The sequence below is a fragment of the Streptomyces sp. NBC_01446 genome (genome assembly GCF_026340095.1).
GTDB classification, from domain to species: Bacteria; Actinomycetota; Actinomycetes; order Streptomycetales; family Streptomycetaceae; genus Streptomyces; species Streptomyces aureus.
The window spans coordinates 877,965-898,926 of the sequence record NZ_JAPEPO010000003.1 but is presented as its reverse complement, the minus strand read 5'-3'; the positions used below and the strand labels follow the sequence as shown (position 1 = coordinate 898,926).

19 protein-coding genes and 3 pseudogenes are annotated in these 20,962 nt (G+C 70.8%); 12 read left to right on the top strand and 10 right to left on the bottom strand.

Going from position 1 to position 20,962, the window contains the following annotated elements:
- Window positions 1–135 precede the first annotated feature (135 nt).
- Both OG456_RS48795 and OG456_RS48790 read right to left on the bottom strand, forming a co-directional pair.
- Window positions 136–621 carry a nucleoside deaminase gene (locus tag OG456_RS48795; protein WP_266571536.1) on the bottom strand — a complete coding sequence of 162 codons (486 nt, stop codon included), beginning with the start codon at window positions 619–621 and terminating at the stop codon, window positions 136–138.
- Between the two features lie 489 nt (window positions 622–1,110).
- Window positions 1,111–2,127 (bottom strand): NAD(P)/FAD-dependent oxidoreductase, encoded by a 1,017-nt coding sequence (locus OG456_RS48790; protein ID WP_266571535.1) that lies wholly within the window; start codon window positions 2,125–2,127, stop codon window positions 1,111–1,113.
- Between the two features lie 98 nt (window positions 2,128–2,225).
- Here OG456_RS48790 and OG456_RS48785 point away from each other — a divergent pair, with 98 nt between their 5' ends.
- Together OG456_RS48785 and OG456_RS48780 are read left to right on the top strand one after the other, a co-directional pair.
- Window positions 2,226–2,873, top strand: coding sequence for a helix-turn-helix domain-containing protein (locus OG456_RS48785; protein ID WP_266571534.1), 648 nt, complete (start codon window positions 2,226–2,228; stop codon window positions 2,871–2,873).
- Window positions 2,874–3,414: 541 nt separating this feature from the next.
- A complete protein-coding gene (locus OG456_RS48780) occupies window positions 3,415–3,771 on the top strand; it encodes a hypothetical protein (RefSeq protein ID WP_266571533.1) in 357 nt (118 codons plus the stop codon).
- A 123-nt stretch (window positions 3,772–3,894) separates the two neighbouring features.
- Here OG456_RS48780 and OG456_RS48775 read toward each other — a convergent pair whose 3' ends face one another.
- Window positions 3,895–4,821 (bottom strand): DUF4232 domain-containing protein, encoded by a 927-nt coding sequence (locus OG456_RS48775; protein ID WP_266571532.1) that lies wholly within the window; start codon window positions 4,819–4,821, stop codon window positions 3,895–3,897.
- Between the two features lie 119 nt (window positions 4,822–4,940).
- On the bottom strand, window positions 4,941–6,353 hold the full coding sequence (locus tag OG456_RS48770; protein WP_266571531.1) for an MFS transporter: 1,413 nt from the start codon (window positions 6,351–6,353) through the stop codon (window positions 4,941–4,943).
- Window positions 6,354–6,796: 443 nt separating this feature from the next.
- Here OG456_RS48770 and OG456_RS48765 point away from each other — a divergent pair, with 443 nt between their 5' ends.
- Window positions 6,797–7,564, top strand: a complete 768-nt coding sequence (locus OG456_RS48765) for a hypothetical protein (protein WP_266571530.1) — start codon at window positions 6,797–6,799, stop codon at window positions 7,562–7,564.
- Between the two features lie 204 nt (window positions 7,565–7,768).
- On the opposite strand, the gene OG456_RS48760 is transcribed toward OG456_RS48765, so the two are convergent.
- The 4 genes and pseudogenes from OG456_RS48760 to OG456_RS48750 all read right to left on the bottom strand — a co-directional run bounded on the left by OG456_RS48760 (window position 7,769) and on the right by OG456_RS48750 (window position 10,010).
- Window positions 7,769–8,596, bottom strand: coding sequence for a class I SAM-dependent methyltransferase (locus OG456_RS48760; RefSeq protein WP_266571803.1), 828 nt, complete (start codon window positions 8,594–8,596; stop codon window positions 7,769–7,771).
- Window positions 8,597–8,869: 273 nt separating this feature from the next.
- Window positions 8,870–9,052: pseudogene (locus OG456_RS50755) on the bottom strand (glycoside hydrolase family 3 N-terminal domain-containing protein); the annotation flags it as partial.
- A 6-nt stretch (window positions 9,053–9,058) separates the two neighbouring features.
- Window positions 9,059–9,294, bottom strand: a pseudogene (locus tag OG456_RS50750) (family 16 glycoside hydrolase); the annotation flags it as partial.
- 203 nt (window positions 9,295–9,497) lie between these two features.
- Window positions 9,498–10,010, bottom strand: a complete 513-nt coding sequence (locus tag OG456_RS48750; protein WP_266571529.1) for a DinB family protein — start codon at window positions 10,008–10,010, stop codon at window positions 9,498–9,500.
- A gap of 606 nt (window positions 10,011–10,616) precedes the next feature.
- Here OG456_RS48750 and OG456_RS48745 point away from each other — a divergent pair.
- The 6 genes from OG456_RS48745 to OG456_RS48720 all read left to right on the top strand — a co-directional run bounded on the left by OG456_RS48745 (window position 10,617) and on the right by OG456_RS48720 (window position 17,311).
- The gene (locus OG456_RS48745) at window positions 10,617–12,023 is read left to right on the top strand and encodes a PHB depolymerase family esterase (RefSeq protein WP_266571802.1); all 1,407 of its coding nucleotides are present in this window, start codon (window positions 10,617–10,619) and stop codon (window positions 12,021–12,023) included.
- Window positions 12,024–12,455: 432 nt separating this feature from the next.
- A complete protein-coding gene (locus OG456_RS48740; RefSeq protein ID WP_266571528.1) occupies window positions 12,456–13,238 on the top strand; it encodes an MHYT domain-containing protein in 783 nt (260 codons plus the stop codon).
- 135 nt (window positions 13,239–13,373) lie between these two features.
- The gene (locus OG456_RS48735) at window positions 13,374–15,827 is read left to right on the top strand and encodes a nitrate- and nitrite sensing domain-containing protein (RefSeq protein ID WP_266571527.1); all 2,454 of its coding nucleotides are present in this window, start codon (window positions 13,374–13,376) and stop codon (window positions 15,825–15,827) included.
- Window positions 15,824–16,297 carry a roadblock/LC7 domain-containing protein gene (locus OG456_RS48730; protein WP_266571526.1) on the top strand — a complete coding sequence of 158 codons (474 nt, stop codon included), beginning with the start codon at window positions 15,824–15,826 and terminating at the stop codon, window positions 16,295–16,297. The genes OG456_RS48735 and OG456_RS48730 overlap by 4 nt, the downstream gene beginning before the upstream one ends.
- Window positions 16,294–16,734 carry a DUF742 domain-containing protein gene (locus OG456_RS48725; protein ID WP_266571525.1) on the top strand — a complete coding sequence of 147 codons (441 nt, stop codon included), beginning with the start codon at window positions 16,294–16,296 and terminating at the stop codon, window positions 16,732–16,734. The genes OG456_RS48730 and OG456_RS48725 overlap by 4 nt, the downstream gene beginning before the upstream one ends.
- Window positions 16,715–17,311, top strand: a complete 597-nt coding sequence (locus tag OG456_RS48720; protein WP_266571524.1) for an ATP/GTP-binding protein — start codon at window positions 16,715–16,717, stop codon at window positions 17,309–17,311. Before OG456_RS48725 ends, OG456_RS48720 begins: the two co-directional genes overlap by 20 nt.
- 189 nt (window positions 17,312–17,500) lie before the next feature.
- Here OG456_RS48720 and OG456_RS48715 read toward each other — a convergent pair whose 3' ends face one another.
- Complete coding sequence (locus tag OG456_RS48715) at window positions 17,501–18,049, bottom strand: helix-turn-helix domain-containing protein (protein ID WP_266571523.1); 549 nt, start codon at window positions 18,047–18,049, stop codon at window positions 17,501–17,503.
- 135 nt (window positions 18,050–18,184) lie between these two features.
- Between OG456_RS48715 and OG456_RS48710 the strand changes: the two genes are divergently transcribed.
- The gene (locus tag OG456_RS48710; RefSeq protein WP_266571521.1) at window positions 18,185–19,438 is read left to right on the top strand and encodes a benzoate/H(+) symporter BenE family transporter; all 1,254 of its coding nucleotides are present in this window, start codon (window positions 18,185–18,187) and stop codon (window positions 19,436–19,438) included.
- Here OG456_RS48710 and OG456_RS48705 read toward each other — a convergent pair.
- Window positions 19,398–20,126: a type 1 glutamine amidotransferase gene (locus OG456_RS48705; RefSeq protein WP_266571520.1), complete on the bottom strand. Its 729-nt coding sequence runs from the start codon at window positions 20,124–20,126 to the stop codon at window positions 19,398–19,400. The genes OG456_RS48710 and OG456_RS48705 overlap by 41 nt on opposite strands.
- Before the next feature lie 330 nt (window positions 20,127–20,456).
- Here OG456_RS48705 and OG456_RS48700 point away from each other — a divergent pair, with 330 nt between their 5' ends.
- A complete protein-coding gene (locus tag OG456_RS48700; protein WP_266571519.1) occupies window positions 20,457–20,648 on the top strand; it encodes a hypothetical protein in 192 nt (63 codons plus the stop codon).
- Between the two features lie 15 nt (window positions 20,649–20,663).
- Window positions 20,664–20,942: pseudogene (locus OG456_RS48695) on the top strand (hemerythrin domain-containing protein); the annotation flags it as partial.
- Window positions 20,943–20,962: the final 20 nt, after the last annotated feature.

The following is a 20,962-nucleotide window of genomic DNA, read 5'->3' as shown; positions in this document are numbered from 1 at the left end:
CGGGAAACGCCTCCAGGGAGGCCGGTCCGGGAACCGGACAGCGGCGCACGGGGGCGCGTCACTGCCCGGCCCCGGCCCCGCCCCTGACGCTGGCCCTGACGCCGACCAGGCGGGTGGGAGAGCGGGTGTGGGTGGTCAGGAGTTGGACGACTGTTGTGCCAGGCGTCGATGCAACTCCTTGATGGCGGGCACGAGTTCGTCGACGGGGCCCTCCACCTCGACCGAGGGAGCGACCTCCTGGATGGTCAGGCTGCGCACGGGTGCCTGGGGGCGGCCCCATTCGGCGAGCCACCCGGACAACTGGACCGAAGACGCCACGTACACGATGCGGCCGAGACCGACCCAGGCGTGCGCGGCCGAGCACATCGGACAGTGCTCACCCGAGGTGTAGACGGTGGCGGCGGCGCGCTCCTGAGGCGAGAGGTTCCCGGCTGCCCAGCGGGCGAGTTCGAACTCGGGGTGGCGGGTGGCGTCGCCGTCCGCCACCCGGTTGCGGTCCTCGGCGCGGACGGTTCCGTCACCGTCCACGAGCACCGAGCCGAAAGGCTCGTCCCCGGCCTCCAGTGCCTCGGCGGCCAGCTCGACGCACCGGCGCAAATGGTCCAGCTCACGTGTGTCCATCAAAGCCCTCCCGGCGCTCGACGCTGATATGCGCACGCCATGCTCACACAGCCCCCGGGGCGAGGCCCGCACCCATGTTGCACTCGGCGGGTCTGCGGCTGAGCGACGGGCCACCGGGCGGCAGTTGCGGCACGATCGTCGGCACGACAGCGCCGCTGGGCCCAGAAGTCGGTCAGGGCGGGGTCGTTGCAGGAGATGACCTGGTTGAGCTGTGTGCGGGTCGAGTACTGAACGGGACGGGGCGGATGTCAGGCACTGTGGTGGCAGGGTCTGACTTCCCGTCATTAACCGGCAGTATGAACGTTATTGAGTGCGGACATCAGGTGGAAAAGGCCCCGGCGGTGGCCTCCGACTCGTCCACGGTCGTGGCGGCACGAGCTGGGGTCCTCGGGCCGCGGGCGAGGATGTAGACGAACAGGGCACCCATGGCAGCGTCACTGCCCACATGGCCCGCTGCCAGCCGTCGACGGCCCGTGCGGGCCCCGGGTGTCAGGCGGTGATGGTGGTGCCGCCCTGTGCTGCGGCGAGGGCCGCGTCGGTGTCAGCGGTGGCCAGGTGGGCGTTGATGTGGGCGCCGGCCAGGGCGCCTGCCGCGGCGGAAGCGCCGACCTTGGCGGTCAGGTCGGTGGCGTTGCCGGCCACCCACACGCCCGGCACCTCGGTGGTGCCGGCCTCGCCGGAGGCGAAGCGGCGGCCCATGTTGTCGGGCATGTCCTCCATCGGCAGCTTCAGCCCGTCCAGGCCCTCGGTACGGGCCTGCATCCTGGTGACGACCGCGAGGATGCGGCGGGCCGCGAACGTGCCGTCGGTCAGACGCACTCCGGCGATGCCGCCGTCCTCGCTCTTCACGGCCTCCCGCACCGGGATGTCGACGATGCGGACGGCGCGGGCGGCGAAGCGCGCGCGGGTGTCCTCGTCCAGCTCGGTTCCGCGGGTGAAGTAGACCAGGTCGTCGGTCAGTTGGCGGAACAGCGCCGCTTGGTGCACCGAGGCGGGACCGGTGGCAAGGACACCGATGGGCTCGTCGCGCACCTCCCAGCCGTGGCAGTACGGGCAGTGCACCACGCTGCGCCCCCAGTGCTCGGCGAGGCCGGGCACGTCGGGCAGCACGTCCCGCAACCCGGTGGACACCAGTACGCGACGCGCCGTCAGGGTGCGGCCGTCGGCCAGGGTGATCGTGAAACGCGGATCGACCCCGCCGCCGGGTGCGGCAGGCTCGGCGGAGACCACCTCGCCGAAGACGACCCGCCCGCCGTAGCGGCGCACCTGTTCCCGGCCTCGCTCGAGCAGCTCGGCGGGCGGGGTGCCGTCCAGCACGATGAAGCCGTGCATGGCCTCTGCGGGCGCGTTGCGGGGTGTGCCGCTGTCGACCACGACGACCGAGCGGCGGGAGCGGGCGAGTATCAGCGCACCGTTCAGCCCCGCGGCACCGCCGCCGATGACCACGGCGTCCACAGTCGTCCGGGGCAGTGCGTCGGTCGCGTATGCAGATGCCGTCACAGTCATGTCCTCGCACCCTTTCGCTCAGGCGTGACCCCACCTTTCCGGGTCACCACATGGGCGAACGTAATCCTTGCTTGCATCACAGGCATACGATGTTGCCTATGACGCAAAATGATGGCGAGCTGGACAGCCTCGTACGCAAACGCATCCGCGCCCTGCGCGTGGCACAGGGCTGGTCCCTGGAGGAACTGGCCACCCGTGCCAACGTCAGCCAGTCCACGCTCTCCCGCATCGAGAACGGCCAGCGCCGCCTCGCTCTGGACCAGCTGGTCACTCTCGCCCGCGTGCTCGACACGTCTTTGGACCAGCTCGTGGAGACCGCGTCCGACGACGTCATCATCAGCCCGAGGATCGACGCCGCCCACGGCCTGATGCGTTGGCCCGTCAAAGGCGACCCGGGAATAAGCGTCATGCGTCAGCGGATGACCGAACCGCCCCCGGACAACCCCTCACGCATGCGCGCACACCCAGGCCGGGAATGGCTCGTCGTGCTGTCCGGCACCGCGACCCTCATGCTGGGCCATCGCCGCTTCCGGATCGAGACCAACCAGGCCGCGGAGTTCCCCACCATGCTCCCGCACGCCATCGGCGCGGAAGGCGGCCCCTGCGAGATCCTGGGCATCTTCGACCGTGACGCCCGCCGCGGTCACCAGCGCGACGGCGACAGCGACGGCAGCAGCGACAGGGGCGGTGGCAGCGGCGGCAAAGGCGTGGGCGGCGACTGCGGACCTGGTGGCCCCTACCCCTGACCTCGCGCCGCGGCAGGAGATTCGCTGCACCTTCATCAGCGACGTGGGCGACTCCGGCAGTCAGACGGACCCCCACGACCTGGACGCGGAAGTCCCCATCGGTCCCCTGCCGTGAGGGTGTGCCAGTCATGGCGGCCGGAGCATCCGGTGGATGTGCAGAAGGCCGCGCCACCAGTGCATTTGCGGGCCCGTGAGGCGCCGGGCCCGGGTTCGGAACCGAGACCGGTGGCTTCTCAAGATGACGTGTGGCGGATCCGGAGTAGCGTTTATGAGAGAGCCGCAACCCGGAGCGCGCCACATTGGCGAAGTCTTCTCGCGGTGGGCAGCGCGACTGCTGCTGCGGGGCTCGCGTGTGGAGCCGGACACGGTCGGCACGGCCGATGGATGGCCGAGGCGCGTTTCTCAATTTCCAAAGCGGTGTCATATGGACCGCGCGCCCTGTGCGTCTGGCGTGCGCGGCCATCCACCTCGCGCTCGGGTGCGCGAGGCATGGAAGGGAGAAGGTCTCATGCGGGCACTTCGCGTGAAGCGTATCTTCGCCGTGACTGCCACTAGCGTTCTGATGGCCGGTGGCGCCGCGATCGGCGCGGCCGGGACGGCGTCAGCGAACACGGGCAGCCACTCGAACCACGGCTCCGGCTACAGCGATTGCTACAACCGCGGCTGGGGCTGGGGCTGGCACAACGACGGCTGCCGCTACAACGGCCACCACCGACACGGTGGCTACAACCGCGGCTACTACAACTACAACGACTACGGTCGCGGCTACGGCGGCTACGGCGGCTACGGCGGCTACGGCGGCTACGGCGGCTACGGCGGCTACGGCGGCTACGGCGACTACGGCTACGGCGGCTACGGCGGCTACGGCGACGGCGGCTACGGCGGCTACGGCTACTAAGGCGGACGGTGACTGTCTGCCTGCCTGAGAGCGCAGTGTGCGGGCCCGGCCAGCGCCGGGGCCGCACACTGCGTTACTCCCAAATTCGCCCACGCAGCGTGGGTGAGGCATCCGCGCGCGAGGCTAGCGTGCCGCCTTCTCCCACGGTCTGACCCCGAGCTTTCCGGTGGTTCCGAGGTCGAGGTGCGGGGTCACGGTCACGGGGTCGGCACCGGCCTTCGCCCTGACCCGCACATGGGGAACGTTCACTGCCGTACCGGCCTCGGTCGTGTTGCGCCATACGAGGCCGGCGGTCGCCGACTCGCCGGGCTTGAGTGTGACGGGCCGTGGCGGCTCGTCGGGCCCGGCGCCGGTGGTGATGTCACCGCTGCCGTCGAGGATCTCGATGCCGTCCACGGGGTCGAGGTCGTCGTCAAGAAGTTCCAGTAGCGGATAGCCGTCGACGGTGTAGTCGCGTTTGCCGCAGTTGTCGAGATGCAGGCCCACGACGCGCAGTCCCATGGCCGCGTCGCCCTTGTCGGCGCTGACCCGGATGCCGGAAGCGGGGCACGAGCCCGGCTCGGCCGGCGCCTCACCTGCGGGGACCGTGGTCACTTCGAGGACCTTGGCCTGCGTCACCCGCGGGGCGGCGGGCGGCAGTTCTCCGGCCCGGACCGTGCCCCGCACGGTCTTCCCCGGGCGGACGTCGCGCACCGTCGTGGTCTGGTTGGTCACGGCTCCGCCGTCACTGCTCGTGAAGGTGAACACGACTGAGTAAGTCAGGCTCTTGGTGCCGTTGTTGGTGACCTCGTAGGTTGCGAGTACCCCCGAGTCCGCGGCGAGGCTGTCGGCGGAGACGGACGTGCTGCGCGTGGGCGAGGGGGAGACTGACGGGAGCGTCAGCGACGTGATGCGTACGCCGTTCTTGCCCGGGTCGTCGACCTGCGTGCGGGGCGGCGGATCGGCCGCGCCGGCGCCGGTGTCACCGGGGCCGGCGCGCTCCGTCCCGCAGGCCGTGAGGAGCAGGGCGGTGGCGGCCACAACAGGCAGAAGGGAAGCGGGTCTTCGCATCTGATCACCTCAGCAGGGCGTGGGCCATGCGCGTGTGACGGAGGCCATAATTCCGGTCACGAAAGTGCTACAACGGCGCTCCTGCATAAGCATCGTTCTATGGCGTTGCGTGCCGCCGTTCAGCCGGTGACGGGGCGGTGCGCCCGCCGCGGGATGCAGAAGAGCGCCAGGGCAGCGGCCGTCAGGTACCCGGCAGCGCCCACGGCCATGCTGGTCCGCAGCCCGGTGGTGAAGTTGCCTGCGGCCGCCAGCAGGGAGCCTCCCAGCGCGACGCCTGCGGCACTGCCGATCTGACGGGTGGTGTTGAACAGGGCGGAGGCGGTGCCGGAGTACTCGTCCGGGGCAGCTGCCATCACGGTGGTGGTCGCCCCGGTGAGGGCGAAGGACGTGCCGAAGCCCGCCGCCATCATCGGCGCCACGAGCAACGCGTAGTCCGGGTCCGAGCCGGCCGCGGCCCAGCCGGCCAGCCCCGCCGCACCAACGAGCAAGCCGGTGACCACGAGTGGGCGGTGCCCGGTGCGGCGTGCGAGTCGCCCGGACAGGACAGAGGCGAACATCGTCATGGCCACCGCGGGGAAGAGGGCGAACCCGGTGCGCAGTGCGGTCAGGCCGCGCTGATGCTGGAAGTACAGGCTGGCGGTGAAGATCATGCCGTAGAAGGCGAAGTTGAACAGCAGGCCGATGGCCGCTCCGCCGCTCATCGGGCGGGAGCGCAGCAGTCGCAAGGGGAGCACGGGGGTGCGGGCCAGGTGCTCGCGCAGGACGAACGCGGCGGCTGTCAGCAGACACAGGCCGGCCCCGGCCAGAATCAGCGGGTCCGACCAGCCACGTCGTCCGGCCTCGTTCAGCACGGCGGTCAGCAGGGCCACCGTCGCGATGATCGCGCACTGGGCCGGCCAGTCGACGGGGCGGCCCGTGCCCCGGGCCGAAGCGGGCACGCGCCGCAGCGTGAGCAGCAGGCAGACGCATCCGACGGGCAGGTTGATGAAGAACACCCAGCGCCAGCCCACGGTCGTGACCAGGAGGCCGCCCAGGAGGGGGCCGGCAGAGGCGGCGATACCTGCCATGGAACCCCACAGACCGAAGGCCCGGGAGCGCTCGGCGGGTGAGGGGTACGCCTGTTGGAGGAGAGCGAGGGAGGCGGGCACGATCAGTGCCGCGCCGAGTCCTTCCACCAGCCGGGCGGCGATCAGGGTCCCGCTGCTCCGGGCCAGTCCGCAGCCGACCGACGCGGCGGTGAACACCACCACACCGGTGCAGAAGATCCGGCGGTTGCCCAGTCGGTCTCCCAGCGCGCCGCCGGTAAGCAGCAGGCCGGCGAAGATCAGGGTGTAGCTGTTGGTGATCCACTGGATCCCGGTCAGCGAGGCCGACAGTTCCCGCCCCATCACCGGGACGGCGACGTTGATGACGGTCACGTCCAGGATGACCATGAAGTAGCCCGCACAGACCGCGAGCAGCGGGGCCAGGGACCGGCCCGAAGCCGCAGACCTGTCCGCACCACAGGCCTTGGGACCACCGGCACGCACCATGGCAACACGTTAGTTCAGGAACACGCCTCCCTCGGGAGCCCGTCGCCGTGTCAAGCTCTCATACTGAACCGCGCCCCGCATCGGACCACGACCGCACCCGTCGCGGCGCACGGATGGACCGCCGGCCGAGTGGCGATCACCAACGGCGACCTCGACGCAGCCGCCACCGCGGCTCGCCATCACGTACGCGCTTCCCGGGGGCGGACGCTCAGCGGGTTCTTTGACTGAGGACCGCGGTGTACGTCTTTTGGCGGTTTGTCGGCGTCGGCACACTGCTTGAGAGTGAACGTTAACGTTACCAATGGCTAGGCGTATCCCCGCGTCGCAGGCCCGGGCCGCGGATCGCTGCAGCGTGCTTCCTTGCAGCTGAACTCTTGCGGACGACCTGGTTAAGGTCGTTCGATCTTGGCTCTGACAGACGAATTCTGACTAGTCTCCTTCTCGTGGCTGCGGCCGTGGGCGCGCTCCATGCCTGTGCGCCCGGGCACGGCAAGTCGCTGGCCGCCGGGTATCTCGTGGGTGGCCGGGGCCGGCCCCGCGACGCGATGTGGCTCGGTGGGGTCGTCGCTGTGATGCACACGTTCTCGGTGGCGGTCCTGGCGGTCCTGGCGGTCCTGGCGGTCGGCTGGTGGCTGATGGCGAAACGCACACCGGACGTCGCGGCGCTCACGGGATGGCTGCAACTGGTCGCGGCGCTGGTGGTGATGGGAGTCGGTGTGCGTCTGCTGTACACGCATCGACGCCACCGCAGGCAGGTCGATGCGCATGCACAGGCGCATCACCAAGGCGGGCACAGCGGCGGCCGTGATCACGGGCACGGGCACGGCGGTGGCCATGAGCACGGGCACAGTCGTCACCACATCCCCGACGCACCGTCCCTGCTCACGTGGCGGGGGATCGTCCTGCTCGGCGCGGCCGGCGGTCTACTGCCCTCTGCCTCCGCGTTCCTCGTCCTGCTGGCAGGGCTTCTCACCGGCAAGGTGGCTGTCGCCCTTGCGATGGTGACCGCGTTCGGCGTCGGTATGGCCGTGACGCTCACCGGCGTCGGAGTGCTTGTGCTGCGCAGTCGTGACGCCCTGCTCGACCGCCTCCTCCGCTCACGGGCCCTGCGCACCTGGACCCTGACGGTTCCGGTGTTCGCGGCATCGGCAGTGGTGGTCGGCGGCACGGTGGCGTCCGCACTGGCAGCGGGCCAACTCCTGTTCCCCTGAGTCACGTTCATAGTGCCCCGTCCGGCTTGCACCGGGCGGGGCGCCCTCTTGCACGGCGGTTCCGCCGAGGATTCGCAGCCTGGCTGTCGCCGCGAGGATCGCCGACTTCTCTGGCGCAGGAGCACGGGGGGAGGGTGCTGCCGGTTCGGGCACCGCGCCGGGGGCGGTGGACAGGCACTGCTCGGGGTCGTCAGTGGCGGCGGGTCATCGCGGACCTTCCTCGGGTTTCCATCCCCAGGCGGTGAGCATGCCGGCTGACAGAGCGGCGCATTGGTCGGAGTCCAGGTACCGCACTGCCGCGTCGACGGCCGCGTCATCGACCAGGCCGGTGCCGAGCATCGCCGCCCTGCTGCGTACCCAAGTGTCCGCCCAGAAGCGGCTGATGGGGCTGCCCGGCAGCAGCGGCGGAACATGGATCTCGGCGGCTACGGACCCGAACCCCGCCCCGCGCAGCAGCTGCGGGTACGCCGGAACCCGCGATACATCGGTCCCGATGGTCGCCCGCAGTCCCTGCCACATCGCCCGCATCAGCGTGGTGTACGGCGTGTCGGGCGTCCGGTCACTCGTCAGATCGACGGCGTCGCTGAGCACCAGCACACCGCCGGGCTCGACGAGTTCGGCCAATGCCGTGATCAAACGGTCGTGCTCGGGTAGGTGCATCAACACGAAGCGCGCGTGGACGAGCCGGAACCGGCCGGGGGCGAAGTCCGGGGCGGTGATGTCGGCTTCCAGCAAGTCGAGCCCGGGCACGGGCCGTGCGCTGAGAAAACGTACGTCGCGGTCCACGGCAAGCACACTTGCCACCCCGGCCTCGTCCAGCAGCCGGCGGGATACCGTGCCCGTGCCTGCACCCACGTCGAGGCAGCGCCACCCCGGGCCGACCCCGAGTGCCCGCAGGCGCGCCATGGTGATGTCGTCGTAGGCGAGGGCGCCGAAGTCGATGCGCTCGCCCTCGCCCGCCTGTTCGGGACGGAAGACGGCCTCGCCGTAGCGACTGCCGCCCGGCACGCCTTCGCGCGGAGTGGCGCTCACGTCGCGGTCTTGGGTGAGATGCCGAGGGTGCGGTCTTTGATACGTTCCAGTGCCCGGTCGGCGAGGGACTGGAACGGCGGGTCGTCGAACAGTTTCATGGCCGGGCCTCTTCGTCGATGGGGCGGCAGTGCCGGGCGACCCTTCCCGAGGTCGCCGCCCCACCGATCCTCCACCGACGGCCCCCACGGCGGCCGAGGCGCGCCGGACTGCCTGAGCCAACCGGTCCAAGGGACGCTGAACAGAGTCCATCGTGATGCGGCCCTGTGCGAGAAGTTCCGTGCCGTGGTCGACGACATGGGTGGAGATCATCTCCATGTCCAGACCCGCATCGAGAGCGATACGTGCCGCGTCCGCGCCGTCCTCCGCGCAGCCGTGGGCGATGAGTTCCGTGACCCCGGTGTAGTCGCTGACCACGAAGCCGTCGAAGCCCCACTCGGTCTTCAGGACGTCGTTCATGGTGTGGAAAGTGATGTCGTACTCTGCCAAGTCTGCGGCGCAGTGGAGGCGTTGAGGTCGGCGGCCTTCTTGTGGTAGATCGCCCCCGCCTCGTTGTTCGCGAGCTTGTCCACACCGTACGAGTCGAGGATCTGCATCTCGCAACGCTCCTGGAGACAGACCCCGCTGTTGCCCCGGTCCTGCCCGGTCACGTCGTCGGGCAGCTTCGGCACCTGGAACTCGACAGGCAGCTTGAAGTCCTGGGAGTCCTGGAAGTCTGGAAGTGCAGCTTCACGAGCAGGTCGGGCCGGCGCCTGTCGAGCGCGTCGAGATTCGCATGACCGGTGTCAGCCTGCGCGGGCGCTCACCTGCGAGGGTGGGCCCGGCCCCAGTGCGCTCCTCAAGGTGGTGAAGACCTTGCGGCGCGCCAGGGCAGGTGGGGCGTTCGGGGCTGCCTGATCCGGAGCTACACGCCGGTGGTGCCGTCGATGCGTTCCCGAAGCAGGTCGGCGTGGCCGTTGTGGCGGGCGTACTCCTCGATCATGTGGACATAGATCCAGCGGAGGCTGACGGGCTGCTCCATGAAGCAGCCGGTGTCGGTCAGAGCACGCTCGGCGCAGAGCTCGCGGGATCGGGCCGTCTCCGTGTGCCAGGTGGCGAGGGCGTCCCCCAGGGTTGCGCCCTCAGCCAGCGCGAAGCCCCCGTCGGGGGCAGACGGGTCGGCCTTCGGATCGTAGATGGGCGGGGCCTGTTCCCCGGCGAACACTCGGCGGAACCAGTTCCGCTCCACCTCCGCCATGTGCTGGACCAGGCCGATCAAGGTGAAGCCGGACGGTGGCACCGGCGCGACAGCGGCCTGCTCATCGTCCAGGCCCTCACACTTCATCGCCAGCGTGGTGCGGTGAAAGTCGAGCCAGCTCTCGAGCGTGATGCGCTCGTCGGCGTTCAGGGGCGGCATGGGGCGTTCGATGGCGCTCATCGGTCGATTATCGCCCGCAGTTGGTACTGGTGGCCCACCACCCTCGTCCGCTACGGCACCCCGGGGGAGTCGTGACGTCCACTCCGGCGACGTCGCCGCGGATGCCTCCCGCTGCCCGAGGATCGGCCTCGAAGGCTGGACGGCATGCGGAGGGTCTCGTAGGACGCGTTCCGGATCGCTGCCCCGGCAGACCCGGCTGTCAGCCGACACCCTGGCAACGACCAGGAGTGGTCGTGCAGTTGGACCCCGGGCTGGGGCTCACGGGCTCGGGGACGCCCATGCGACGGCAGCCGGCACATCATCCGCCGTCGTGTGCTCTCCGAGTGACGCAACGGTGACGGACCACAGCCCACACCCCTTCGAGGTGGGGCGCGTCACCATTACTGTCGCCGATCGGCCGGACGTAGCTTCCCTGTAACTCCTGGGACACGTAACGCTGTCCGGTGCCGGGCGGCCAGGGCCGGGGGTTGTCCGTCTCCCCATCCCTCGCGATCACCTGGTGGCACGATGCATCCTGCTTCCCCCCACTCCTCGCGGCGCCCCTTCCGACGCGTGCCGCGGCCTGCCGACCGCGGACGGCGGTCGCGCTCCGGTTCTGCGGTCGCGCTGGTGCTGTCCGTGGTCGCCCTGATCCTCGGGCTGCTGTCCCCGGCGCCGGCGCAAGCCGCGTCCCTGCAGGAGGTGACGGGCTTCGGCTCCAACCCCGGCAGTCTGCAGATGTTCCGCTATGTCCCCGACGGGCTGCCGTCCGGGCGCCCGCTGGTGGTCGCCATGCACGGCTGCACCCAGTCGGCCTCGGCGTTCGACGGCGAGACCGGCTGGACCAAGTGGGCCGATACCTGGGGCTTCGCGCTGGTGCTGCCCCAGCAGAAGAGCGCCAACAACGCCAACTCGTGCTTCAACTGGTTCCAGTCGTCCGACTTCTCGCGCGGCCAGGGCGAGGCCTTGTCCATCAAGCAGATGGTCGACAAGATGGCGGCCGACTACGGCACCGATCCCTCACGTGTCTACGTCACCGGCCTGTCCGCGGGCGGGGCGATGACCGCGGTCATGGCGGCCTCCTACCCGGACGTCTTCTCTGGCGCGGCGGTGGCCGCCGGCCTGCCCTTCGACTGCGCCCGCTCCGTCACCGAGGGCCTGAGCTGCATGAACCCCGGCAGTAACCTCACCCCGCAGCAGTGGGGCGACAAGGTACGCGCGGCCGATCCCGGCTACAGCGGCCCCTACCCGACCGTGGCGGTGTGGCAGGGCTCCCAGGACACCACTGTCGCGCCGATGAACATGACCGAGCTCGTGGAGCAGTGGACCAACGTCCACGGCACCGACGCCACGGCCGACGTCAGCGACACCGTGCAGGGCTACCCGCACAAGGTCTACCAGGACACCGCGGGCCGCGCCGTCGTCGAGTCGTACAGCATCACGGGCATGTCCCACGGCCAGGCCGTCGATCCCGGCACCGGGGCCACCCAGTGCGGCACGGCGAGCCAGTACCTGCCGGACATGAACATCTGTGCCTCGTACTGGATCGGACACTCCTGGGGACTCGACGCCACCGACGGCGGCGGCTCCCTGCCCGCCCCGGCCGGGCTCACCGTCACCGCCACCACCGACACCTCGGCGTCTTTGTCCTGGACCGCCGTCGACGGTGCGGCCTCCTACCGCGTCTACCGCGGCGGCACCCAGGTCGGCTCGCCTTCCTCGACCTCGTTCACCGACACCGGGCTCGCCCCCGGCACGACGTACAGCTACACCGTGGCCGCCGTGGACGGCTCCGGGGCCGTAGGCGCGTCCTCCACCGGGGCGCAGGCGACCACGACCGGTGCCACCCACCAGTGCTACACCGACAACAACTACAACCAGGTTGCCGCCGGACGCGCCCACCAGAGCCTCGGCTACGTCTATGCCAACGGCTCCAACCAGAACATGGGCCTGTACAACCTCTACGTCACCCACACCCTGGAGGAAACCTCGCCCGGCAGCTTCGTGATCGCCGACTCCGGCTGCCCGTCCTGACGGACCCACGGCGCGGCGGCGGCTTCGCCTTCACCCGGTGAAGCCGCCGCCGCACGTCAAGGCCTGCTCCGTGATGGGGGCGAACTCGGGTGTGCACAGCAAGTGCAGGGCTCCTGCCGCCTGCTCGCGGCCGAGTCGGCCGGTCTCGACTCCAGCGTCACCAGCCCCGCGTTCAGTTGAACGGGTATGTCCCGGACATCCGGTCCTGGGCGTCTCGTCCAGGGTGTCTGAAGAGCTTCGGTGTGTGACGTGACAAGAGTCGCACCGATGTGGGCGAGGAGTGAAGGGCCGATGCCCGAAAGGCCGTTGAACCAGGGCTTTACCGTCCAGTAACCCGCCTGTGGGCGAGTTTCGCGCCCCATGGACAGAGATCCACTGCGTGCTAGCGTCCCGGTCGCCGGGGGGCCGACACACGACAGTGAGAGGAAACCCGTGGGTCACATGCACCACATGGCCGGAGGCTGGGCGACGCCGGTCCTGTCGTATGCCATGGCCGTCGTCGGGTCCGCGCTGGGACTGCGCTGCACCGTGCGCGCCCTGACAGCCAGGGGACGGTCCAAAAGGAACTGGCTGGTCAGCGCTTCGATCGCGATCGGTGCCGGAATCTGGACCATGCACTTCATCGCGATGCTCGGCTACACCGTCGACGGCACCGCGATCCGCTACGACATCCCGCTCACCCTGCTGAGCCTCCTCGTCGCCATCGCCGTAGTCGGCGCCGGAGTCTTCATCGCCGGATACGGCAAGTCCCGCGTGCGCTCCATCCTGTTCGGTGGCGTCGGCACCGGACTCGGGGTGGCCGCGATGCACTACATCGGCATGGCAGCCGTAGAGCTCAACGGCACGATCTCGTACGACCCGGCTGTCGTCACGGCCTCCGTCGTCATCGCGATCGCGGCGGCGTCCGCGGCGCTGTGGGCCGCGCTCTCCGTGCGGGGACCAGCCGTCGCCGCCCTCGCCGCCCTCGTGATGGGGCTCGCGGTGAGCAGCATGCACTACACCGGTATGGCCGCGGTCACCGTGGACGTGCATGCCGGCGATGCACCGCTGCCGGGCGCGAGCGCCACCGCGTTCATCCTGCCGCTCGCCGTGGTCCTCGGTTCCTTCCTCTTCCTCACCTGCGCCTTCGTGGCTCTGTCCCCGACGGCGCGGGAGCGCGCCGAGGGCGAGGCCGCGGCCCGACCGCTGCACGAGGTCGAGCTTCCGGTCGCCTGATCCGGACTCCCTGAGCGGCCTCCGCCATCTCCGCGGCACCTTTCCCGCCACGCGCGTACCCCGCCGCCGTTTCCCGGGCCGAACGCCACTTCGCGCGCCCTCAACACTCCTGCACCGCCAAGGAGATCCCTGGTCATGTCCGCACGCTTTCCGCTGCCCGAACGGTGGCGCCCCAAGTCGATCCGAGCGAAGGTCGTCACCCTTCTGACGGTGCCGGTCCTCTCGCTGATGGCCCTGTGGGGGCACGCTGCAGTCACCACCGCGTCACAGGTCTCGTCCACCGAGCAGTTGCGGCAGGTCAACTCGGCCCTGGTGCAGCCGGTCACGGACTTCACCACCACGGTTCAGGACGAGCGTGCCGCCGCCCTGAAGTACCGGGCCGATCCCGGCGCGTCCGCCCGCCGCGACTTCGACGCCGCCCAGTCCCGCACGGACAAGGCCGTCACGGCCCTGCGCGCGGGCATCCGCTCCAGCAGCACCGATCTCGCGGCCCTCGACGCCCGGCTGCCCGACCGGATCACTGCGCTGCTCAAGAGCGCGGGGTCCCTCCCCAAGCAGCGCGAGACACCTCACGACTCCGCCGCCGTGTTGTTCTCCGGCTACGGCACCGCCGTCGACCGGGCCTTTGCGGTGCGCGCCGCACTGGCGGGCGCCGACCGCCCCGACCGCGCCTCCGACACCCGCACCGTCCTCGAACTGGCCCGTGCCCGCGAGGCGTTGAGCCGCCAGGACGCCGTGCTCGGTGCCGCGCAGGCGAGCGGCACGATGTCCGCCGCCCAGTACCGGGCGTTCATCGGCGACGTCGCCCAGCAGCGCGGGCTCACCAAGGCCGCGGTGCCCGACCTGCGGGCCGAGGGTGCCGCCCGGTACCGCACCGTTCTCGCGTCCCGCAACGCCACCGAACTCGCCACCGCTCAGGACGCCGTCCTCGACGCCGGTGAGGAAGGGGCCGTGTCCGCCGTGCCGGCAGGGGACTGGCACTCCGTCGCGGGACACACCCTGGCCGGACTTGCCGCGGCAGAGCGGGGCGCCGTCGACACGGGCGCCGACGCGCAGCCGTACTCCCTTGCGACCCTGGGAAGCTCGGGCCTCGCTGTGGTCCTCGGTCTGCTCGGTGTGGTCCTCTCGCTGCTGCTTTCCGTACGCATCGGGCGCGGCCTGGTCGACGATCTCACCGGACTGCGGAACTCCGCTCTGGAGCTCGCCGCCACCAGGCTGCCGGCCGCGATCCGCCGCATCCACAGCGGCGACGACCTCGACCTCGACGCCGAGGCCCCGCTGGCCCGAACCCCCATCCGGGACGAGATCGGCCAGGTCGGCGCCGCGCTGACCACCGTGCAGCGGGCCGCCCTGCGCGCCGTCGCGGGCCGCGCCGCCGTCCTCACCGGAGTCTCCGGCGTCTACGTCAGCCTCGCCCGCCGCAGCCAGGTGCTGCTCCACCGCCAACTGGAGCTCCTCGACGCGATGGAACGCCGTACCGAGAACCCCTCGGACCTGGAGGACCTGTTCCGTCTGGACCACTTGACGACCAGGATGCGCCGCCACGCCGAGTCCCTGCTCATCCTGTCCGGCTCCGCGCCCGGCCGTGCCTGGCGCAACCCGGTCCCGCTGATCGACGCCGTACGCGCAGGCATCGCGGAGACCGCCGACATCGACCGCGTCCAGCTGCACGACATCCCCGATCTGAGTCTGGCCGGCACCGCCGTCGCCGACCTGATCCACCTGATCGCCGAACTCGCGGAGAACGCCGCGGCCTTCTCGCCGCCGCACACCCCCGTGGTGGTGCGCGGGGAGGAGGTCGGGGCGGGTGCCGTCCTGGAGATCGAGGACCGCGGTCTCGGCATGGGCGACGAGGCGCTCGCCGCGGCCAACGAGAAGATCCGGGCCACGGACATCGACCTCCTCGACTCGCGTCGGCTCGGCCTGTTCGTGGTCAACCGCCTCGCCGAGCGCCAGCAGGTGGACGTCACCCTGCGCCGCTCGGTCTACGGCGGCGTCACCGCCGTCGTCTTCCTTCCGCAACAGCTCCTGGAGGCACCGCACCCGGGCCTGCGGCCCCTGCCCCCGCCGGAGCCGCGAGCATTGGCGGCCGCTCACGCACCGGCCCCGCCTCCGGTCACCGTTCCCAGACCAGCACAGCAGCGCCCCGAACAGGACGCGATCCCCCTGCCGGAGCGTGAAACCGAGCCGCCGCTCGCTCACCCTGAGCCCCGCCAAGTCCCCACTCATGCCCGCCACGCGGCCCGCCGGCCGACGCCGTCCTCGCCCGCCCCCACCGCGGAAGCCACCTCGAGCCACGACTCCGAGTCCGAAGACGGTCTGCCACGCCGGGTGCGCCAGGCCAGCCTCGCCCCCGAACTGCGCGGTGACGAGGACGCGAGCACTGCTTCACCGCCGGCCCAGGACCCGGCCGTCCGATCCCCGGAGGCAGCGCGCGCCACGATGGCGTCCCTGCGCTCCGGCCGGCGCCGCGCGTCCGCGGCTCACGGCGAGCCGGGCACACCGTCCGGCCCCGGAAGCCCGTCCGGCGCCCCGCATGCCGCGCCCCACCCTCACACCGCGACCGAAGAAGGACTCCGAAACCGATGACCCCGACCTTCACCGTCACGAACCTGGGTGACAACCCCGACGACCACGGCACGGGCGGCGCGGGCGGTATCGACTGGCTCCTCGACGACCTGGTCGACCGTGTCGCGGAAGTCCGGTACGTGGTCATGCTTTCCACCGACGGCCTGTGCGTCGGCGCCTCCCGCGGCCTGGGGCGTGACGAGTCCGAGCGCTTCGCCGCCATCTCCTCCGGGTTCCACTCCCTCGCCAAGGGCGCGGGCCGCCACTTCGACGCGGGCGGCGTCGTCCAGACGATGGTCGAGCTGCACGGCGGGTTTCTCTTCGTGGTCGCCGCAGGTGACGGGTCCTGCATCGCAGTGTTCACCGACGGGCACGCCGATATCGGCCTCGTGGCGTACGAGATGGCCCTGCTGGTCGAGCGCGTGCGTGAGCACCTCGCGGTACCCGTGAGGACGGACGGCGCCCCGACGCCGGACGGCGGCACGTCGTGACCGACCAACCACCCGGCCCCCGGCCGCGGACCGACGCCCCGGACCGCCGGGACCCCGACCCCTGGGCCGACCGCTACGACGAGGAGGCCGGCCCTCTGGTCCGCCTCTACGCCATGACCGCCGGCCGCGCGCGTACGGACAACGGCGCGGAACGCGTCGATCTGATGGCGATCGTCCGCTCCACGGACGCCACCCCGCGCGGCCCGATCCCGCCCGAGCAGCGCAGCCTGCTGGCGCAATGCGCCCAAGGGCCGTGCCCGGTGGCGGACTTGGCGTCGGACTCGGGCCTGCCGCTCGGTGTCGTACGCGTCCTGCTCGGCGACCTCACCGCCCAGGGGCTGATCCGCATCACCCCGCCCGAGTACACCGCCGCCAGGAAAGAACCTCCCTCCCCCCACCTCCTGCGAGAAGTGATCAATGGCCTCCGTGCACTCTGACCGCGCCGCGCACTCGGCGCCCGCCGACTTCACCGCTCTCAAGCTCCTGATCGCCGGCGGCTTCGGCGTGGGGAAGACCACGCTGGTGGAGTCGGTCAGTGAGATCCGCCCGCTGCGCACCGAGGAACCCCTCACCGAGGCCTCACGCCCGGTGGACAGCCTGGAGGGCGTGGCCACGAAGTCCACGACGACGGTCGCCATGGACTTCGGCCGCATCACCCTGCGCGACACCCTGGCCCTCTACCTCTTCGGCACCCCCGGCCAGGACCGCTTCTGGTTCGTCTGGGACGAGTTGGCCACGGGCTGCCTCGGCGCGGTCGTCCTCGCCGACACCCGGCGCCTCGCGGACTGCTTCCCCGCCATCGACTACTTCGAGAGCCGCGACATTCCCTTCATCGTCGCCGTGAACTGCTTCGACGGCATACGCACGCACAGCCAAGGAGCGGTGGCGCGCGCCCTCGACCTGACCGCCGACACCCCGGTGATGCTGTGCGACGTACGCGACCGGGAGTCCGGCAAGGACGTCCTGATCTCCCTGGTCGAGCACGTCCTGGCCCTGGAGGAGACCACCAACTGACCACCCGCACAAGGTACTTGTCCACGTGCGCCGCATATCCCGAGGAGCGACTGCCGCACGGCTAGGCGTGGCCGAGGCCCGCGAGAGCATCGTCCTGGTTCTTCCAGCTCAGCACATTCCACTCTTCCGGCGACGCCGACGGGACTGACTGCGTCGGCCCTGGTCGTCGACACGTCGGCGGGTTCTGGATCACGGCAGCGACCGACCTTTCGGGTACCGGACGAAGAGGACGCCCTGGACCTCGCCGTCCGGTGCGCTGTAGAAGTGCGGGCCGTCGGCCGGCCAGTGGGCGTGGCCGCCGGGCCCGGCTGTCTGCGGCGCGTCCGGCAGGCCGACTACCGCCGTTCCGGAGAGCACCATCAGGCTCTCCGTGGTGTGCGGGACATGCGCGGCCGACTCCTGGGTCGCGCCCTCGGCGATGGTGACGCGGAAGACGTCGGTGGCCGCGGCCTCGTCCTCGTACCGCTCCAGGAGAACCGCGGTGACGGCGCTGCCGGAGACTCCGCCCGCGCCCGCCGCGACGCCGGGGGCCGGATCGTCGAGGACGGCACTGAGCGGGCGGCCGAGCGCGGTGGTCAGGGCGTAGAGCGTTTCCAGGGTGGGGTTGCGCTGGCCCGTCTCGAGTTCCGAGAGCGTGCCCTTGCCGACGCCCGAGCGGCGCGAGAGCTCCGACAGGGACAGACCGTCGTCCTGCCGCAGCCGTTTAAGCCTGCGCCCCACCTCGTAGTTCAGACCCATCCGCCCGGTTCCGTCCGTTTCTGCGCCGGCAGGCGCTTTGACGTGCTGCCACCTGCGTCCTTAGTGTTCCATAAACAGAACGCTCTGTTCGCGGACGCTTGGAATTGCCCCGCCCCCTCCGGAAGTGATGCCCCCATGTCCCCGCTCGCCCGCATACGCGCCATCGCTCCGCCCTCGGCCGTGGCGGCTGGGCTCATCGCGGTCACCGTCGGCGTGACCAGTGCCGCCGCCATCGTGTTCACCGCGGCGCGGGCCGCGGGGGCGGACGCGCGGGAGGTCTCTTCATGGATGCTTGCACTCGGCGTGGGGATCGCCGTGACCTGCGCGGGTCTGTCGCTGCGGTACAAGGCCCCGATCGTCACCTCCTGGTCGACGCCCGGAGCCGCGCTCCTCGCCACGAGCCTGAGCGGGGTGTCCATGGAGAAGGCCGTGGGTGCGTTCGTGTTCAGCGCCGTGCTGATCATGGTGAGCGGTCTGACGGGGTGGTTCGCACGGATCATGGACCGGATCCCGGTGCCGATGGCGTCGGCGCTGCTCGGCGGTGTGCTGCTCGAGTTCGGGACGGGGCTCTTTTCCCAGATGGGCGGCAGTTTCACCATCGCGTTCCCAATGTTCGTGCTGTATCTCTTCGCGAGTCGGCTGCTGCCCCGCTACGCGGTCCTCATCGCGCTCGGCGGCGGAGTCGTCGCCTCCGTCCTCACCGGGGGCTGGCATGTTGAACGCGTCCGACTGTCGCTCGCGCAGCCGGTGTTCACGGCTCCCGAGTTCGACTGGAAGGTGCTGGTCAGCGTCGGCGTGCCGCTGTTCGTCGTCACCATGGCCTCGCAGAATCTGCCGGGCGTCGCCGTGCTGCGCGGGTCCGGCTACGAAGTGCCTGTTTCGCCCGTCCTGACGTGGACGGGCGCCGTGCAGGCGGTGCTCGCGCCGTTCGGAGCGTTCGGCATGAACCTGGCGGCGATGACCGCCGCGATCTGCACCGGCGACGGGGCCCACCCCGACCGGCAGCGGCGCTATCTCGCGGCTGTGTGGGCGGGCGTCTTCTATCTCTGCGTCGGCCTGCTCGGCGCGACCGTCGCCTCGCTGCTCACCGCGATGCCGCACGCGTTCGTCCTGGCCGTCGCCGGGGTCGGCATGCTCGCCACGATCGAGGCGGCCCTGGCCAGTGCCCTGTCGGACCCCAAGTCCAGGGAGGCGGCCGTCGTCACCTTCCTCGCCACGGCCTCCGGTGTGACGCTGCTCGGTATCGGGTCCGCGTTCTGGGGGCTGCTCGCGGGCGTACTCACCAGCGTCATCACGTCGTTGGGACGGCGGCGCCGGGCCCCCGCACCCGAGCCCGCCCCGCGGCCGGTCACGGCAGCCTCGCGCACACCTGAGCGAACCTCCGTGTGAACACCGACCACGCCGAGACCGCCGCGCCCTCGTCGGCCACGGCCTCGGCGTGCAGCCGGTCCCTGTCGAAACCCTGCTGGGCCAGCCGCTCCCGGTCCCAACCGGCGATGCGCCCGGCCTCCGCCTCCGGGTGAAACTGCACACCCCAGGCACGTGCCCCGACCCGGAACGCTTGGTGGGGACAGGCCGCGCTGGACGCCAACCAGGAAGCACCCGGCGGGAGTTCGGTGATCGCGTCGACGTGCCGCTCGATCGCGGGAACCGTCGCGCCGAGCCCGTAGAACAGCGGATCGTCGGAGGCTTCGGGGCGAAGCCGGATCTGAGTGCTGCCGAACTCGGGCTGCCCGTGACGCGCCCGTACCCTGCCGCCCGCGACCTGAGTGATCAACTGGCCGCCGAGGCAGATACCGAGGACGGGAGTGCCGTCGTCCAGCGCCTGCGTGACGAGGCGGCGGGTGGCCGGGAGCCAGGGCGCGCGCTCGTCGTCGTCCGGCAGGAAGCCGCCGCCGAGCACGAGGAGAGGCCTTCCGTCGAGTTTCTGGGGCAGGGCCTCACCCTCGTAGGGGCGCAGCACTTCGAGGCCGATTCCCGCCTCGCGCAGCCACGCCCCGACCCGGCCGGGACCGCCGCTCCTGGTGTTCTGAATGACCACGGCGGCCGGCGGGCCCGGTGCGTGCGTGGGCGTCATCGCCTCAGCTCCCTGCTCGGCCTTTGCGTTCGCTGCAGTGGTGGTCTCCACGCTGATCCACGCAGCAGATCATTCTCCGGGAAGGTCGCACAAGACGGCATTCCCGCCAAGGCGTCCGACAGCCCGGACCGGCGGATCACGACCGACGGCTTCTCCTGCCGCACACAGGTACGCGACCTCGCCGGCCTCGACAGCCGCCACCTGGTGCAGATCCTCGCGGAGGCCCTCCGGCGGTGATGGTGCCGACCGGTCTGCTCGCACCGGGCGTTGGCAGGGGCACATGAGTGAGCTCGGGAGCGGCGTCCGCGCTGACGGTGCCGGAAGTCGGGCATGAGCGTCTGTGATGGGCGCATGTGTCACTACTGCGGTTGCCGTGAGATCCCGCTGATCAAGGAGTTCATTGCCGAGCATGAGAAGGTCACCGACGCCGCGGGGGATGCGGTGCGGGCTCTGGAACGTGGTGACACGGCGGCCGCGCGGGAGCTGACCGAGGTGATGTCACGGGAGCTGGCCACGCACTGACAGGGCGAGGAGAACGGCCTGTTCGCGGTGATGCGGGACGATCCGGAGTACACGGACTACATTGACGCGCTGGTCGCCGAGCACCGTGAGCTCGCCGCCCTGCTGCCCGCCCTCGATCTCACGGACCCCACCGACGCAGGCCGGTTCAAGGCGGCGGCCGACGAACTGCACCACCACATCGCCAAGGAGGAGGACGGCCTCTTCCCGGCGTCGCTGACCGCGCTGTCCGGCGACGAGTGGGACGTGTCGATGGCGGCATGGCGCGCCGCGCATCCGCAGGAGAGCGAGTCGTAGACGCAGCGCTTGGAGGCCGA